Source organism: Chryseobacterium arthrosphaerae, from assembly GCF_001684965.1.
GTDB lineage: Bacteria > Bacteroidota > Bacteroidia > Flavobacteriales > Weeksellaceae > Chryseobacterium > Chryseobacterium arthrosphaerae.
This window is the reverse complement of sequence record NZ_MAYG01000001.1, coordinates 2,369,789-2,387,030: the sequence shown is the minus strand read 5'-3', so window position 1 is coordinate 2,387,030 and position 17,242 is coordinate 2,369,789. Positions and strand designations below refer to the sequence as shown.

18 protein-coding genes are annotated in these 17,242 nt (G+C 38.1%); 11 read left to right on the top strand and 7 right to left on the bottom strand.

The features are described from left to right. Positions 1–20 precede the first annotated feature (20 nt). The 5 genes from BBI00_RS10705 to BBI00_RS10685 all read right to left on the bottom strand — a co-directional run bounded on the left by BBI00_RS10705 (position 21) and on the right by BBI00_RS10685 (position 4,520). Positions 21–254: a hypothetical protein gene (locus BBI00_RS10705; RefSeq protein WP_065398759.1), complete on the bottom strand. Its 234-nt coding sequence runs from the start codon at positions 252–254 to the stop codon at positions 21–23. Positions 255–313: 59 nt separating this feature from the next. Further along, on the bottom strand, positions 314–1,363 hold the full coding sequence (locus tag BBI00_RS10700) for a DUF6263 family protein (RefSeq protein WP_065398758.1): 1,050 nt from the start codon (positions 1,361–1,363) through the stop codon (positions 314–316). 170 nt (positions 1,364–1,533) lie between these two features. After that, entirely contained in the window at positions 1,534–2,283 is a 750-nt protein-coding gene (gene rlmB, locus BBI00_RS10695) for a 23S rRNA (guanosine(2251)-2'-O)-methyltransferase RlmB (protein ID WP_065398757.1), read from the bottom strand. Between the two features lie 223 nt (positions 2,284–2,506). Next, positions 2,507–2,977: a DinB family protein gene (locus tag BBI00_RS10690; protein ID WP_065398756.1), complete on the bottom strand. Its 471-nt coding sequence runs from the start codon at positions 2,975–2,977 to the stop codon at positions 2,507–2,509. Between the two features lie 271 nt (positions 2,978–3,248). Beyond that, positions 3,249–4,520, bottom strand: coding sequence for a peptide-N-glycosidase F-related protein (locus tag BBI00_RS10685; protein WP_165602512.1), 1,272 nt, complete (start codon positions 4,518–4,520; stop codon positions 3,249–3,251). A gap of 301 nt (positions 4,521–4,821) precedes the next feature. On the opposite strand from BBI00_RS10685, the gene BBI00_RS10680 reads away from it, so the two are divergent. From BBI00_RS10680 to BBI00_RS10630, 11 genes are all read left to right on the top strand, one after another. Continuing rightward, positions 4,822–6,129: a hypothetical protein gene (locus BBI00_RS10680; RefSeq protein WP_123902258.1), complete on the top strand. Its 1,308-nt coding sequence runs from the start codon at positions 4,822–4,824 to the stop codon at positions 6,127–6,129. A 325-nt stretch (positions 6,130–6,454) separates the two neighbouring features. Next, positions 6,455–7,459 (top strand): AAA family ATPase, encoded by a 1,005-nt coding sequence (locus BBI00_RS10675; protein WP_065398753.1) that lies wholly within the window; start codon positions 6,455–6,457, stop codon positions 7,457–7,459. Continuing rightward, complete coding sequence (locus BBI00_RS10670) at positions 7,459–7,917, top strand: GNAT family N-acetyltransferase (RefSeq protein ID WP_065398752.1); 459 nt, start codon at positions 7,459–7,461, stop codon at positions 7,915–7,917. The genes BBI00_RS10675 and BBI00_RS10670 overlap by 1 nt, the downstream gene beginning before the upstream one ends. A 58-nt stretch (positions 7,918–7,975) precedes the next feature. Further along, positions 7,976–8,839, top strand: a complete 864-nt coding sequence (locus BBI00_RS10665) for a DUF58 domain-containing protein (protein ID WP_065398751.1) — start codon at positions 7,976–7,978, stop codon at positions 8,837–8,839. Between the two features lie 59 nt (positions 8,840–8,898). Beyond that, positions 8,899–9,795: a BatD family protein gene (locus BBI00_RS10660; protein WP_065398750.1), complete on the top strand. Its 897-nt coding sequence runs from the start codon at positions 8,899–8,901 to the stop codon at positions 9,793–9,795. Continuing rightward, a complete protein-coding gene (locus BBI00_RS10655) occupies positions 9,788–10,780 on the top strand; it encodes a VWA domain-containing protein (RefSeq protein ID WP_065398749.1) in 993 nt (330 codons plus the stop codon). Before BBI00_RS10660 ends, BBI00_RS10655 begins: the two co-directional genes overlap by 8 nt. After that, positions 10,780–11,787 (top strand): vWA domain-containing protein, encoded by a 1,008-nt coding sequence (locus BBI00_RS10650; protein ID WP_065398748.1) that lies wholly within the window; start codon positions 10,780–10,782, stop codon positions 11,785–11,787. The genes BBI00_RS10655 and BBI00_RS10650 overlap by 1 nt, the downstream gene beginning before the upstream one ends. Before the next feature lie 100 nt (positions 11,788–11,887). Next, complete coding sequence (locus BBI00_RS10645) at positions 11,888–12,625, top strand: tetratricopeptide repeat protein (RefSeq protein WP_083988474.1); 738 nt, start codon at positions 11,888–11,890, stop codon at positions 12,623–12,625. Next, positions 12,625–14,364, top strand: a complete 1,740-nt coding sequence (locus BBI00_RS10640) for a BatD family protein (RefSeq protein ID WP_065398747.1) — start codon at positions 12,625–12,627, stop codon at positions 14,362–14,364. The genes BBI00_RS10645 and BBI00_RS10640 overlap by 1 nt, the downstream gene beginning before the upstream one ends. Positions 14,365–14,408: 44 nt before the next feature. After that, positions 14,409–15,011 carry a MarC family protein gene (locus tag BBI00_RS10635; RefSeq protein WP_065398746.1) on the top strand — a complete coding sequence of 201 codons (603 nt, stop codon included), beginning with the start codon at positions 14,409–14,411 and terminating at the stop codon, positions 15,009–15,011. 5 nt (positions 15,012–15,016) lie between these two features. Further along, the gene (locus BBI00_RS10630; RefSeq protein ID WP_065398745.1) at positions 15,017–15,214 is read left to right on the top strand and encodes a hypothetical protein; all 198 of its coding nucleotides are present in this window, start codon (positions 15,017–15,019) and stop codon (positions 15,212–15,214) included. A 159-nt stretch (positions 15,215–15,373) separates the two neighbouring features. Here BBI00_RS10630 and BBI00_RS10625 read toward each other — a convergent pair whose 3' ends face one another. Together BBI00_RS10625 and BBI00_RS10620 are read right to left on the bottom strand one after the other, a co-directional pair. Continuing rightward, positions 15,374–16,342, bottom strand: coding sequence for a chorismate-binding protein (locus tag BBI00_RS10625; protein ID WP_065398744.1), 969 nt, complete (start codon positions 16,340–16,342; stop codon positions 15,374–15,376). 23 nt (positions 16,343–16,365) lie between these two features. Continuing rightward, positions 16,366–17,241, bottom strand: a complete 876-nt coding sequence (locus BBI00_RS10620; protein ID WP_065398743.1) for an outer membrane beta-barrel protein — start codon at positions 17,239–17,241, stop codon at positions 16,366–16,368. Position 17,242 lies beyond the last annotated feature (1 nt).

Here is a 17,242-nt window from a genome sequence, read left to right as displayed (position 1 = left end):
TCTTTTATTTCTTTGAATTTTTACCTTTTGTCATTAGTCTCTTTCACCTCTTCATAGTCTACGGTTTCCGCATCCCATTTAAGGTTCTTTTTGTTATTCTTATTCGAGTTGTGTATATCCTGTTGTCCGTTATTCTGATTCCCGCTGTTATTGAAACGGTAGCTGTAAAATGTCTTAAAAAAGATTCTTTTCAGAATATTCCAGACAAAGAATACAATAATGGCAGTGAGTACTAACTCAAGAATGTACTTCATAACTTTTAAAATTTAAAGTTCAGGATTTAACAGGTAAACCCTGAACGTTTTTACTTCAATTATTTAGCGGAAGGATTTACCATTACAGAAGAATTGGAAACGCTTTTCATAGACTGAGACTGTTTTCCGTCTGAAATGGTTTCAACCTGTGTTGTTTTTACGTTGATATTCTGATTAGTGATCCAACCTGTATTTTCATCAAATTTGATGGTTCCGTTCTGAACAAGTTCGCTGCTTAAGCTGTGTGTGATCGGTCCCTGGTTTTTCTTTTCAGTTTTCTTAGGAATTCCTCCGGTTACTGCAATTTCAGCCGTTCCGTTTCCTAAGCTTTTTAACACATAATTGGAGGTTACTTTCACACTTCCGCTTGGGTCTGCACTTTCAGAAGTCGACCATTTTTCACCTACTTTTACCCCTTTTTTAGGAATCATTGTCAGGTTTTTATGGAACTGGTCTTTCAGAACTTTTTCATTGAAAGACTCTTTAAGACTTGCTACCACACTTGCCTTTTCATTAGCATCCTTGATAAGCGTTCCTACAGCATTGGAAACTTTTGTATAAACCGCATCAAAACCTTTAATGGAAAGTACGTTTCCTTTATTATCCATCTGCATTTCAAGCTTGTTTCCGGTAAGGGCTCTGTTGATATTCCAGATCATTTTAAGCTCATCCTCTTTAGGGATAGGAAGTTTGGTATCTACCACAATTGTTTTTCCCTGTGCAGACTGTGAACTTCTTTTAGCCACAAGATTAAGGGTCATGTCATATACATTTCCTTTGATATCATTAACTGTGAAATTCATTTCATCCGTAGATTCGCTGGTCGCAGTGATTGATTTTCCCTGAGGATCAGTCATGGTTTTCACATCTCTCTGGTACGTGGTAAGAGGATACGTTTTTCCTTTTTCAAGTTTAAAAGATTGGGTAACGATCCCCGCAGAATCTCTGATGGCCGGATTTTCTGCAACTTTAGCTACAGAATCAGCCGGAACTTCCACCGTTACAGTCTTCCCTGTTTTAGGATCTACTTTGGTGATTTTTGCTGTTTCTTTTTTACAGGATACAAGGGCTATAGATGAGATTAGCGCTAATGCTGCTATGTTTTTCATTTTCTACTGTTTTTTAATTTTAAAATTCTACTACTTACTCTTTTTGATTACTATCTTCTGCTGTTTCCGGTTGTTTTTTCTGAGAAGATCTGTCAGATGGTGCAGAATTCATACCAATTCATGAGCAGATTCATTTTTAACGGTCCGGATCCATTTTTGAGAGTAGTTTTTTAAGGATTGGGTGCTGCTGTCATTTTCTGTCTCACCGCTTCGTATAAAATCGCTCCGCAGGCTACAGAAACATTCAGAGACTGGGTCTTTCCTTCAATAGGAAGTTTTATTTTTTCATCAGAATGATGTAATACTTCTTTGGAAATACCTGTTTCTTCATTTCCCATTACGATAGCGCATGGTTCTGTGAAGTTGACGTCGTATATTAATTTCTCGGCTTTCTCGCTCGCTGCATATACTGAAATTCCGCTTTGCTGAAGGAAATCTACAGTGTGGGCAAGATTGTTCTCTTTACATATTTTTACATTATAAAGTGCTCCTGCAGACGTTTTTATGGCGTCAGAATTGATAGGTGCAGCTCCTTTTTCAGGAATGATGACCGCATCTACCCCAACACATTCCGCAGTTCTGCAGATCGCCCCAAAGTTTCTTACATCAGTAAGTCTGTCAAGAATCAACAGGAAAGGTGTTTTTCCCTGCTCAAATAATTGAGGAACAATATCTTCTACTTTATGAAACGGGACATCCGAAATAAAAGCAACCACACCCTGGTGGTTTTTTCTGGTAAAACGGTTCAGCTTTTCAACCGGAACATAATTGGGACGGATTTTATTTTTTGCTAAAATCGCTTTCAGTTCAGCATAAATAGGCCCTTGAAGTGCGTTTTGCACAAAGACCTTGTCAATCGTTTTTCCCGCTTCAATTGCTTCAATCACGGGACGCAGCCCGAAAATAAAATCGTCTTTCATTGAGTTGTTTAATGTTTTATATGAGGGTTCAAAGTTTATTGTGTAAAGTTCAGTGTTCTGAATTGAAGGTTTATACTTTGTTCCCTTTAAGTCTGTTGTATTTAAATATTTTATAAAAGAGCTGATCTTTTTACTTAATATTTCTGGTTTTTCAATTAATGTTCAAATTTTTTCTGTGAAATAATATTTCTGTCAAAAAACCCTTAAACAAATAAACTTTGAACTAATATTTCTCTCCTAAAATTGCCCTTTTCTGTGCCATTATATAGCCATAATGAAGGCTTTCATGCATATTGTTGAAGATGATGGCATCCTGGATGCTTTTCAGGTCCATTCCGAAACTTGTAGTGTAAGGAGTGTAGTCTGAAAAGAAGTCGCTGTCATAATCTTTCATTAAAATCTTCGAAGTTTCCGTAAGCAAAAACTCAAGGTCTTCCACTTCAGATTTCTGAACATTCAGGTTGGGTAAAGTTCCTTTTTTATAAGTTTCAATCCAATACTTATCAATACGGAAAGGATTTCCGCTCAGATAATAATGCAGAAGCTGCTGGGTAGCAACAGTATGTGCAATATTCCAGTAAATATTGTTATTGAAACCGTCAGGGATCAGCAGCAGATCTTCATGAGAAGTGTTCTGAAGGATGTCTAAAAGGTTTTTTCTTACCTGTCTGTGTGCTTGAAAATGATAATTCATTTTGCAGAATTTTTAATCTCCAAAAATAGTTTAATAAACTGGAAATGACAATTTTTTGGGCAAAGGATTAAAGTAAACGTTTTAAACGCAGAAAAAATACCTTACTAAAAGACTGGTTTTTTTCTATTTTTTGAACGGTTTTCAGAATTCAGGCATATAAATGGAAATTATTCAGAAATGGTTTTAAATAAAGGAAATATAAAAAGTGACAGCCTCAGAAGTCTTACTGTTGGTGACTTTTGAGGCTGTCTTAGTTTAATATATTTTCGTTTTATTTTTTAATAATTTTATGTTTAAAAGTGATTCCCCCTTTCAAAACAATATTCAGGAAATAAACTCCGGGAGTGTATGAAGAAAGGTCTATTCTGTTTTCTCCGTAGTTTTCTGCTAATTTTCTTCCGTCTACACTGAAAAGGCTGATGGAAGCAACAGCTTCTTTTGATTTTATATTGACGAAATCTGCAGTGGGATTAGGGTAAATATTGAGATCTATGGTTCTGATATCCTTTACATTTAAGGTAGTATTGCTTTTGCCCTGCATATAGGCTGACAGATATACATCACCTTTCTGCTGATAGAAAACAGCAGTTGGAATGGTATGTTTAAGGGTGTGATTACCTGCTGCCATATTGACTATGGTAAAACCTCTTATAGGAACTGAATTCCCCGGGCACCAGTTGTTCCATGAGGTCCATTCATCAAAAGTCTTAGGACTGGATCCGTAGATTCCGTTACCCTGAGTATTATAAACCCTGAAGGGTTCGCAGGAGATTCCACCGGGCGTATAGGTCAGCATCTGCACATCATCTATATAGGTATAGTTTTGTCTTCTGATATATTCTTCACCCCCTACGTCTGCACCATGCGGTGTAGATATTACAAAGAAGCGGGCATCAGTAACAGGATCCGGAAGGTTGAAGCTTACAATCCTTACGGTTTCGCCGGTAACGTCAGTGCTATTATAATTGTTGAGTCTATTATAGCTCAGCAGAGGAACCAGGCTGTTATAGCTGCTGGGCGTTGCTCCGTTGTCTGTTGAGAAAAAAGTAAGAGTTCCTGAAAAAACATCATTCCTGCCGGAACATCCCGCAACCTGGCCCTGGGCGGCATAAGGAACCCCGAAAACATCAAGCTCCATATACATATCATACATATTCCGCAATGCCGAATCATGAAATACATTGTATAGATTACTGATATCATAAGTATAAGGAACTTCTAAAGGAGAGCGGTTTTTGTTCATAAACGGTGTGATGTATCTGGCTACTTCAATTCTTTTTACATTCGCATCGTCTATTGTGTAGGTAGCCTGGTTTTTAGGGACCATTGCCAGATAGACTTCTCCGAGGCGGTCATAATTATCACATAGCGCACCTATAGTTACCCTCATAGCGATTTTTGCTTTGAAAGAATCGAGTTCAGCATCCGTAAGCTTTCTTGTATATCTGGCGTTATTGAGTCTTGTAAGGCCAGGCGGCGTGGGATTGGATACGGTAGCTGCATAGCCGTCATAATAAACGGCATCAGATATCACATTCATCATAGTTGTTTGTGATTGAAAGAGACCTGCAGAGAGCAGACTTAAAAAAAATAGCCTTTTATACATACCATTGATATTTAGTGTAAATATATTAAATATGTGCTTAAAATTGCTTTTAATTGAAATTGTTTTTAAGTGTATGATGTTTTTATTGTGAAATGTTTAAATATTTTAATCTAAAAGTGAATTCTATGCTTAATTTGTTCATGAGTTTCTATTTATGTGATTGAATATTTTTTTTATTGTATAAATCAGCAATATTATTATTAAATTAGCATCATATTCGTTGGTAATATTATTAATAATGAAAAGAATTTTACTTTTATCCTTGTTGTTTGTAGTCCTGGGTATGAAAGCCCAGATCAATCTCAATACCGGAAGTACAACCGTAGGGACGGCTCCTGTGAGCACCTTTTTTTCCTATTCCTATGTACAGCAGATTTATCCTAAGCAGGAGCTCAATGCCAGTGCGGCAGGTAATATTACGGGACTTACCTTTTATGTGGATCCGTCAGTTACCATTACAGATTCATCAGACTGGACGGTTTATCTGGGGCATAGCTCAAAAACAGCTTTTGCATCCGGTACAGATTGGATCCCTTCGTCAGCACTTACGCAAGTATATAGCGGCACTGTGGTAAAGACGAATAATAAAGTCACAGTTACTTTTACTACGCCGTTTCCTTACAACAATACAGATAACCTGGTGATTGCGGCAAAAGAAAATTCGCCAAGTATCGATATTAATAATTTTGATGAAGTCTTTCGTGTATATCAGTATTTACCCAATTCAACCCTTTACTATAAAGGAGACCGGAGTGTTGTAGATATTGCAGCCCCACCGGGAGGGATAAGAGCGGGATATAAATCAGCAATTACGATTTCCGGTCTTGTGCCGGCAGCAAATCCTGCCTGCCCTTTTATTCTTTATCCGGTCAATAATCCTCAGAAGGTTTCTTTAACGCCTGAATTCAAATGGCTGGCTGTCTCAGGTGCAGATTCTTATAAAGTTTCATTAGGAACCAGCCCGGGAGGTACAGACGTGATCAATCAGCAGGTGGTAACGGGGCTCAGTCTTACTCCGTCAGTTCCATTAATCCGCAATACCAATTATTACTTAAAGGTTACAGCCGTAGCAGGAGGTGTTGAATCTGCTGGCTGTGCAGATGCTTTATTTAAAACAATTCCTCCGATACCGGCAAATGACGGATGTTCAGGGGCGCTGGTAGCTTCGGTTTTTCCTTATACCTATACCCAGGACGATGCGATATCCGCTACTAATAATGCGGGAAATATAAGTGTCTGTACAAGTAGCGGAGATACCGGGATGAATGATGGTACATGGTTTAAACTTACAGGAGACGGCAGTCAGTATACCATTAAAACAACAATGCCTTCCGGAAGTACTTTTGATCCTCAGATCGGGGTATATAGCGGCAGTTGCGGGAACTTTGCATGCGTAGGGACCGTAGATGCGGCGGGTGATGGTGGTGCGGAAACAATAACCATTACAACAACCGCAGGAACTGAATATTTTATTAACGTAGGAGCTTACCATGATACGACGGATGCCCCTGAGGATACATTTACCATAACGATAACAAAGATTTAAAACTTTAATCCGTTTATATATCTAATACTTAAAATGTTGTGATCGGTAAGATGACAACATTTTTTGTGTTTGATGTATCGGAATTCTTTTATGATTGAATTTTTTTTAACAATGAAGTGGTCAAATTTTTTTTAAAAAAATAAAAGTTTTGAGAGGTTCTTAATACACTGTAAATCTGTTTTTATGGATAGGAAAACAGTTATTTATTCTTTAAAATAGATTGTCAATCCCGGATATTTAACAAACTTTAACTCAAAAATGGCATTCATTGTGTTGATTAATGCAAGTATTTATCAGAAATTTACCACTTATTTTAAATCAAGCTATGTCAGATACATATCAAGCCGAAGATATTCGCCAGTTAACGGAAAAAGTAAAAGAAAAAAACTACTTGTTTTCTCTTCTGAGACAGGAAATCAACAAAGTTATTATTGGACAGGAATATATGATAGACCGCCTTCTGGTAGGCCTTTTAGGGAATGGACACGTTCTTTTGGAAGGAGTACCGGGACTGGCTAAAACTTTGGCGATTAAAACCCTGGCTGATGCCGTTCATGGTGAATTCTCCAGAATTCAGTTTACACCGGATCTGCTTCCCGCAGATGTAGTGGGAACAATGATTTATAATATCAAAGACAATGATTTCTCTATAAAAAAAGGACCTGTATTTGCCAATTTCGTGTTGGCGGATGAGATCAACCGTGCACCGGCAAAAGTACAGTCTGCACTTCTTGAGGTGATGCAGGAAAAGCAGGTGACCATTGGCGATGAAACCATGAAGCTGCCAAAGCCGTTCCTGGTACTCGCTACTCAGAACCCGATTGATCAGGAAGGAACTTACCTGCTGCCGGAAGCTCAGAGTGACCGTTTTATGCTGAAGTGTACCATAGATTATCCTGCTTTTGAAGATGAAAGACAGGTGATGAGAATGGTTTCCACATCGCATCAACCCTCTGTAAAGCCTGTAATTTCGCTTCAGGATATTGTAGATGCCAAAGAACTGATCAATCAGATCTATCTGGATGAAAAAATTGAAAAATACATCCTGGATATGGTGTTTGCAACCCGTTATCCTGAAAATTACGGACTTTCTGAACTGAAAAATTACATCAGCTTCGGAGCTTCTCCAAGGGCATCAATCAATCTTGCAATTGCTTCAAGAGCTTATGCATTCCTGAAAGGAAGAGCTTTTGTAATCCCTGAAGACGTAAAAGCACTGGCGAAAGATGTGCTGAGGCACAGAATGGGACTGACTTTTGAGGCAGAGGCCGAAGAAATTTCAAGTGAAGAAATCATCAACAGAATTTTAGCAAAAATCCAGGCACCGTAATGAGTGAAGTATTGATCAGAAAAGCAGTTCAGGAGGACTGTGCTTCCATGTTGGAATTAATTAAGGAGTTGGCGGAATATGAAAAAGCCCTGCATGAAGTGACGGTTACCTTAGACCGGTTTACTGAGGATGGATTCGGGAAATCTCCAGTTTGGGGCGCTTTTGTAGCAGAAGTTGATGGCAGGATTGTAGGAATATCATTATATTATGACAGGTATTCAACCTGGAAGGGAAGAAGACTCTATCTTGAAGATCTGGTAGTGACAGAAAGAATGAGAGGAATGCAGATCGGGAAAAAACTGTTTGATGCAACACTGGAACACGGAAAGATCAATAATTACAGCGGAATGGTGTTTCAGGTATTGAACTGGAACGAGCCTGCTATTAATTTTTATAAAAAATACAGCCCGAAATTTGACGACGAATGGTTGAACGTCTCTATTGAATTTAAAGACTAAAAGTCGGAACGGACCGAATCCCGCATCCCGTAACCAAAATAAAATTTAAGAGCAGAATATGCAGATAAAAGATATTGTAAAAAAAGTAAAGCAGATAGAAATCCGTATCAGAAAAAAGACGGAGGCTGCTTTGATGGGACAATATCACAGTGCCTTCAAAGGGCAGGGGATGACCTTTTCTGAGGTAAGACCATATCAGTTTGGAGATGAAATCAGAAGGATCGACTGGAATAAAACAGCCCGTTTCCGTGAACCTTTTGTGAAGGTGATGGAAGAAGAAAGGGAACTGACAATGATGCTTCTTGTAGATATTTCTGCCTCCATGGATTACGGTACCAAAGTGCAGCTGAAAAGAGAATATGTAGCTGAGATTGTTGCCAGCTTAGGATTTTCTGCTGCAGGCAATAATGACAAAGTAGGACTGATCCTGTTTGCGGATAAAGTGTATAAGGTTATTCCTCCACAGAAAGGGAGAAAGCATATCCTTTCCATCATCAGTACTATTCTTACGGCAGATTATGTTCCTGCAGAATCCAAACTGGATAAGGCTCTGGAATATATGATGGGGATTTTTAAAAGAAAATCGCTCGTTTTTCTGCTTTCAGACTTTGAGGATGAATATGATTCCAAAATGCTGAGGGTGGCATCGAAGAAACATCAGCTGCTGGGAATGAGGATTTATGATGAAAAAGATAACGAAATTCCTGATGTAGGCTATGCGCTCTTATATGATTCGGAAACGGGGAAAGAAGTTTGGGCCAATACGTCTGGTGCAAGATGGAGATATACCTTTGCAGAAGCCAAAAAACAAAAGTTAAGAGCTTTGGAAGAAGATTTTGCCAATAGCTCGGCAAGCTTCATGAATATCAGTACCGGCTCAGATTATTCAAAATTGTTGTATAATTATTTTCAGAAAAAATAAATAACACGGGACTACCCGGATATAAAAAAACATAAGGTATCAGCCTTTATATTGTAACATTGAGAAAAATACTTTTAATATTATCTTTTCTGGTCTGTGCAAATGCTTTTTCACAGATATTGTCCTCCAATGTAGAAAAGAAAACAATTGCTTTAGGTGAGGTTAACAGTCTCGTCGTAAAAATTGACAATCTTAACCAGCAGCAGGTGACTTCTGCACCAAAGAATGAGCTGCTTCCTTTTCATTTTGAAGAAACCAAAGACAGTATCGGGCAGAACGGGAATTCTTATGAAAGAAAAATAGAATTTGCTGTTTTTGAAGAAGGAAAATTCACCATTCCCGAACTGGAATTTAAAGTCGGAGATAAACTACTTAAAACCATTCCCTATGAAATAGATGTCATTAATACGGCTCAGAAAGCCGATCAGATCAATGATATCATGAAGAATAAGGAGGTAAAACTTATTGCCAAAGATTATTGGGAGCTGTATAAATTCTATATTCTGGCAGCGTTGGCAGTGATTGCTCTGATTATTGCTGTCATTATGATTGTAAAATGGGGAAGAAAATCAAAAAGCGCTCCGGTAGTGGCTACCAATCAGACATTGAAAGAACTTGATTCCCTGAAAAAGAAAAAATATATTGAAGGAGGTAACTTCCGTTCGTTCTATGTTGAGCTGATCGATATTTCCAGAAACTTTATTACAAAACAATACCATCTTCCCGCAGATGTGCTTCTTACCGATGACCTTATCGAGGTAATGAAAAAGAACAATACCATCTCCCAGGACAATGAAAAAATAGTGGAAGATGTCTTCTTGAGAGGAGACCTCGTCAAGTTTGCCAAAACATTCCCGGATCAGGAAACTATGGAAAAAGACTTTGCCAGTATCAGAGATTTTGTAAAAAGATCATCCAAAGATCTAGAATTTGAAAACTTAAGAAAGGATGTTTAATTTTGAGTTTTACAGCCCGTGGTTTTTGCTTCTTTTTCTGCTGTTTATCCCTCTTTTGATTAAAGATGCCGGTAAACGGAAAAGAAAAGGAATAAAAGTCCCTACCATAAAGGATATGAATGACAGCAGCGGGATCCGGGGGGTGCTTTTTTTACTGAAAATATCAAAGTATATCATTCTTTCCGCTCTGATCATTGCTATGGCCAGACCGAGAACGTTCACCATTTCTCAGGACAGAGACGATACAAAAGGAGTTGATATCATGCTGTCAATAGATGTTTCACTGAGTATGCTGGCCAAAGACCTGAATCCTGACCGGATCACTGCCCTGAAAGATATTGCTGTGAAATTCGTGCAGAAGCGTCCGAATGACAGAATAGGAGTGGTAGCGTATGCTGCAGAAGCGTTTACAAAGGTTCCCGTCACTTCAGATCATCAGGTAGTTATCGACGAAATCAAAAACCTGAACTCTGCAGGCCTTGAGCCCGGAACAGCGATTGGTGAAGGACTTTCTGTTGCGGTAAATCACTTAATTAAAAGCAAGGCCAAAAGCAAAGTGATCATCCTGATGACTGATGGGGTAAGCAATATTCAGAATGCTATTCCGCCTCAGGTAGCTGCCGAACTGGCCAAGAATAATAATATTAAGGTGTATTCCATAGGAATCGGGACCAATGGATATGCCCTGATGCCCACTTCACAGGATATTTTCGGAGATCTGATCTTTACAGAAACTGAAGTGGCCATTGATGAAAATACATTGAGAGAAATTGCTCAGACGACGGGAGGGAAATATTTCCGGGCAACTTCAAACAGCAGTCTTGAAGAAATATACGACGAGATCAATCAATTGGAAAAAACGGATGTGAAAGTTTCCAAGCTTTACAATTATGACGAATATTTCAAGATATTCCTGTGGATTGCTTTAGGAATGCTGGTATTGGATGCATTGCTGAGATGGGTGTTTTATAAAATTTTAAGCTGATGAGTTGGTCTTTAGGAAATTATTGGTATTTATTTTTACTGTTGCTTCTGCCGCTGTTAGCATCCTTTATGATCCGTTTCCTGAAATGGAGAAACCGGAAAAGGGAAATTTTTGCGAGCAGCCAGTTTCATGATAACTTATTTGAAAAAAAATCAGGATTTACAAAGTTTTTCCCTGCATTATATCTGTTGGGTACCCTGTTTCTCATATTTTCAATTATAGATCTTCTGAACGGTTCGGAGGAAGTGAAGAGTACCCAGAGACTGAATAATGTGATTTTTATGCTGGATGTTTCCAACTCGATGAATGCGGAAGATATTGATCCAAGTCGCCTTGCGGAGGCAAAGAATCTGATGCTGGGAACAATGCAGAAAATGAAGAATGATAAAGTGGGAATTGTGATCTTTGCAGGCCAGGCGATGTCTATCATGCCATTGACTACCGATTACAATTCGGCAGAAACTTATATCAGCGGTATTGAAACCAATTCCATGCAGGTACAGGGGACCGACTTTCTGAAAGGAATGCAGGCGGCTGTAGAAAAATTTAAAAATGTAAGCAAAGGCTCCAGAAAAGTAGTATTGCTGAGTGATGGTGAGGATAATGAAGGAAATGACAATGCAGCGATAAGACTTGCCAATAAAGAAGGAATAAGCATCACTTCCGTAGGAATAGGTACGGATGAAGGAGCTCCGGTTCCTGAATATTCCTTTGGACAGTTAATGGGATATAAAACAGACATCAATGGCGGAACGGTAATCTCGAAAAGACAAACCGATGCGCTGAAGAAAATGGCAGAATCTACCGGCAGCAGCTATATTGACGGAAATAACATCAATGAAGCTCCTGACAGGATCATAGATGCTGTTAATAAGAAGTCTTCAGGTGCTGAAACACTGGTGAAATCACAGAATGCCAACCATTATTATCAATATTTTCTGGCAGTATCTATCCTGTTCTTCTTTTTAATTTATATTTTTAATCCCAAAAAAGATTTTAATGTGTAGTTTTTCCCTGTTTTATAGAAGAAATTCTACAAGTACTTTAACCGAATTTTAACAAATAAAACTCTGTTTCTTAACATATAAAGGAATAATTTTGCAAGTGATGAATACTAAAATTATATTTTTATCGTTTATTCTTACTTTCTCATTCTCAGGCTTTTTGTTTGGGCAGGAAAACTACAGGACTTTAGTTCATGAAGGTAACCAGAAATTTGACGGTAAAGATTATGAAGGAGCATCATCAAAATATATGGAAGCAGTGAAATCCAACGACAAGGATTTTACCGCTCATTACAACATGGGAAATGCTCTGTATAAGAGTAAAAAGTATGAAGAGGCCAAAGCAGAATTTGAAAAAGCAGAAAAGCTTTCGCAAACCCTTCCTGATAAAGCAGCAGCGCTTCATAATTTAGGAAATGCCTATATGCAGATGAACCAGCCGGAAAAAGCGGCAGATTATTATAAGAAATCGCTGAAGCAAAACCCATACAGTGAGGCTACCCGGAAAAATTACGAAATTGCCAAACTGAAAGAAAAAGAAAAGCAACAAAAGAACGAGCAGAACAATTCAGGAAAAGAAGGCGGTGGTGATCAGAACAAAGGTGACGATCAGAAAGGTGATAAAGACAAGAAACAGGACCAGGGTAGTGGCGAACAGAATGAAGGAAAAAGCGACCAGGGAAATAACCCTCAGCAAAATCCGAACAATGAGGGCAGAATGCCAAAGAATCTTGAAAATGCGATCTTAGATAAAATAAACGAAAAAGAAAAAGAAACCGCCAGAAGAATTTTAAACAAAAATTCTTATTCGATGCCTGAAAGCAACGAGAAAGATTGGTGATGCAGCATAAATTGATTTACATATTGCTTACTCTGGCATCCGTAATTACTTACGGACAGGTAAATCTCAGTCTTGATGCAGACAAATCTGAATACGGCAGCAAAGATATTGTAAACCTTACGATCATACTGGAACTTAATGGAAGTGACCTGGAACAGCAATCCAGATTTCAGCTTCCGGACCTTTCAAAATTTAATATCATAGGAAGCGGATCTGTAACCAATACCGTCATAGACCCTGCCACCAATACTTTAATTACTCAAAAGATTTCCAGAATAGCCCTTGAACCTAAGAAAAAGGGTAAAATAAAAATAGGTTCCGTTCTGGTTACCGTCAATAATAAGATCTATAAAACCGAACCTTTTGATGTCAACATCAGGGATATTGTAGACAAAAGAGCGCTGGCCGCCAATACGTCCAATGAGGTTTATCTGAATATGGAAATTGAAGACCGTGACGTATACCAGGATCAGCCTACGATTGCCGTACTGAAGGTATATTCCAGGAATATGGATAACCTCAGAAAGGTAAAAAACATCCGCCTTCCTGAGCAGGATAATATCAATGTACACCCTATCAATTTTAATAGATCTGAAATAGACCCGTCTGGTTATGGAAACATGCCGTCACAGGTGCTGGCCATGTTTATGGTATTTCCTAATGAAGCAGGTTATGTGGAAATCCCGGCCGTATCAGCATCTGTAAGCTCTTATTCCAGTAAAAGTAAGATTGTCTCCAATAAAGTAAAAATCAACGTAAGAAAGCTTCCGGAAGGAGCGCCCGAATGTTTTAAAAATGCTGTAGGAAACTTCAATGTGAGTGTTTATAATGCTTCCAAAGAAAAAGTAGAAGCCAAAAAACCGATGAATGTGGTAGTAAAAGTTTCAGGAGAAGGTAATTTACCGGATATGGAACTTCCTAAAATTGCCGCATCCCCTGACTATGAAATCTTCGCCCCTAAGATCACCTCCAAAGTGAGTCCGGGAACTACCGGAATGAAAGGGGAGATCATGGCCAGCTATGTGGTAATCCCAAATAAATCAGGATCAATAGCCATCAGGACAGAGCAGTTTGCTTTCTTCGATCCTGAAAACAGGGAATATGTAGATCTTGGACAGAAAACATTAGCTTTGAATGCTTTTTCTCATGACCAGATCCTGGAGTCCCGTTCTACCGTAGAAAAGGTTAATGAATATACCAATAACCTCCTTGAAACGGTGAATACTCCGGTTTTAAAAACAACTTCATTTAAAGTAAAAGAAAAAAGTAAATTCCACTGGAATATTCTTTTGGTCAATATTGCCATTCTTCTGGGATTGTTCGTTATCTATCTGTTATTTAAGACTTGGCAAAAAAAACGTACATTAGTTAGGGAAACCGTACCGTCAAAACCTTTGGGATCAGTGGCTGAAACAGAACAGGAAATCAGAGAATTGCTGAAAACGGATATCAATGATTATTTTGGCTACCTTGAAAACCTGAAGGACAACGGAGAGTATGAAAAGTTTTTTGTAACATTTGAAGAGCTGGATCAGGAAGTGAGAAACCAGTACTTCAAAGGCACTGTTGCAGAGTTTAAGACTTTTCTTGAAAAACACAAAGGTTCTTCAGTAGCAGAAGAATACAGCAATCTGCAGCAGAAAATCCAGATGGAGAAATATGCTCCTGTGAAATCCGGAGAAGGTCTTGAAGAACTTTTGAAAACAATTGTTAATTTATATTCACAAATTAGCAAATAATCAGTTTATTTTCATATTTTTGCGAAATTTTTAATTACAAAGAGATGGAAATTTTTGAAGGTTTCTCTTTTAAAGAGATTATCACCAGCTTTATGGTACTTTTTGCCGTAATCGATATCATTGGGTCTGTTCCTATTATTGTAGGGCTTCAGCAGAAATTCGGGAAGATTGAAGCAGGCAGAGCTGCGATTACTGCCGGTGCAATTATGATCGTTTTTTTGTTTGTAGGAAACAAGATTCTTAAACTTATCGGAGTAGATGTGAATTCCTTTGCCATTGCCGGGGCATTTGTGATTTTTGTCATAGCATTGGAAATGATTTTAGGCATTGAGATCAATAAAACAACCGAAGCAAAGGCCGCATCTATTGTACCCATCGCATTTCCGCTGGTTGCAGGTGCCGGAACACTCACAACGGCTTTATCCCTCAGAGCTGAATTTCATGATATTAATATTATTTGTGGAATCATTCTTAATACAATTTTCGTATATTTGGTGCTGAAATCAGCGAAGTGGTTAGAACAGAAAATCGGGGATGCTACCTTGATGATCCTTCAGAAAGTTTTTGGAATTATCCTCCTGGCGATTTCAATTAAATTATTCACCGCAAATTTTGCTCAATTGGTGCAGAATTATATTAATTTTTAAGTATCATGCAGAAGTTTTATAAAGTATTTCTAGTAGTATTTATCGTATTCATTGCCATTAACCTTTATGCTATCAACTGGCAGACAGACATCTTGGGTGATGAAGATAACCTTAAATTTGTATTTTCAGCTTCAGCAGCTGCATTAGGCCTTCTCCTGCTTTTCGTAATGGATACCTGGAGCAAAATAGGTGCAAAAAAATAAATAGAAATTATTCAGATATACATCAACCTCTTTCATACGAAGGAGGTTTTTTGTTGTAATAATGAAATGGAGTGGAATTAAAATTCAATAGCGATGGGCTTTAGCCCATTTTAAAAAATAAATCATATCTTCCATTGGCTTTAGCCAAAACTTATTGTATTAAGAGATAACCAGATTCTTCAGTATAGCCTCAGATTTCAGCTCTGTTTCAATCCATTCTTTTTCAGGGCTGCTCTGAGCAGTGATCCCGCCTCCTACAAATACATGTACGGCATCTTTATAAAGCCTGGCACATCGTAAGTTGACAAAATACTGGATGGTTTCTTCCGTTTCGATCTTAATATAACCTGCATAAAATTCACGGGGAAATTTCTCATATTTTCTGATATTCTCATTACAGAAATCTTTGGGAATACCACAGACAGCCGGAGTAGGGTGCAGGTCTTTAATAAGCTGATCAAGGTCTTCAGGCTTAATCCGTGTTTTGAAATCTGTCCTTAAATGTTTGATATTTCCGGAAATATGATCATAGGTTTCCGATTGCAGAACCTGATCCGAGTAGGTTTCCAGGATATTCCGGATGTAAGTGGTAACAGGTTTCTGTTCCTCAATTTCCTTTCCGGACCATTCTTCTGAAACCGGAAGGGTGCCTGCCAGGGCCATCGTTTCAAACTCATGGGTTGTCTTGTTGAATTTTCCCAAAACTTCAGAGAAAGCCCCCATCCAGGCGTTTTCACCATCATTGAACAGATACCTGAAAGCGTTAGGATAGGTCTTACATAAGTTTCCGAAACTTTCCTGATAATCAATACTGTTGAAATCAGTAAAAATCTTCCTTCTTGAGTACACCAGTTTAGGCAGATGATGATCCTTGATCACTCCGATGACCTGTTCCAGCGTATTGCAATATTCATCTTTGGTTTCAGCGTTAACGTTTGCCGGGCTATTGTTCAACTGCTCACTGGTAATGGACATTCCATTAAATTCAGTCGAAGAAATTTCGAGGATATCTCCGTTGAAGCTGATCTGATTCAGGCTGTCGTAAGAATAGAAACTGACTGCATTTTTATTGTTTTGCTCATTAACAGACCATAGTCTTTCATCGAAAGGAAGTTTGAAATAAATCATGAGTTATGAAGTGATTTTGAAAATCAGCGGCCGGAAATAATATAGGAAATTCCGAGGTTGATTTTCCTTTCTGCAAAGGTATTATTAGTCTTAAAGATGTCAAAATTAAAATCACTGTTTTTTAATCTTATATTCTTCATTTTGTATTCCTGATATTCTAAAGAGACAAGGAATTTTTTCAGAAGCAAATACTGGATTCCCAAAGAAAAGCCGAAATTGATCTGATCTGATTTAAAATCATCAAGCTTACTCAATACCTTATTTTCCGGAACCAGGAACTGCATTTTATAAGTGTTTTTGTTGACAAGAAAGCCTGTGAAAGGACGGATATTATTCCAGTCATAAAGAAGCTTTAACTGCAGATCATATTCAAAATGTTTATTGTTGAATTTCTGAAAGAGAAGAGGTTGCCGATCTTCAGAGAAATAGAAACCGTTCAGCCAGGTATCCTCTTTATTCGCATCCAGGTCAAAAGTAGAGTTCCAATGGTAAATGTGGGCAGACAACATTACAGAAAACCTTTTATAGATGGGTTTCGAAGCCCAGATACCGGCTCCAAATCCTGACTGTGAATCTTTTTCAGAGAAGCCTTTTGACCAGAAACCTTTCTTGATGCCTGCTTCAATACCCGCTCCGAACTGAAATCTTTGGGAAAGTTTAACTTCTACTCCTTTAACTTCATCTTTATAGGAAATCATCTCTGTAATTTCTGTATTCCATACAGGAGGAAGTTTTATGGAAATTCCGGCAGGCTGTATTTTTAAAGCTTTTTCAAGATAAACGGTGTCATAAACAATGACCTTTTCATAAACATATACCGTATCTGCCTTTTTCCTCTGAGCATGGAAGGTCTGTAGAATAAGGATGAAAAAAATGAAAAATGATTTTTTTGAAAACATG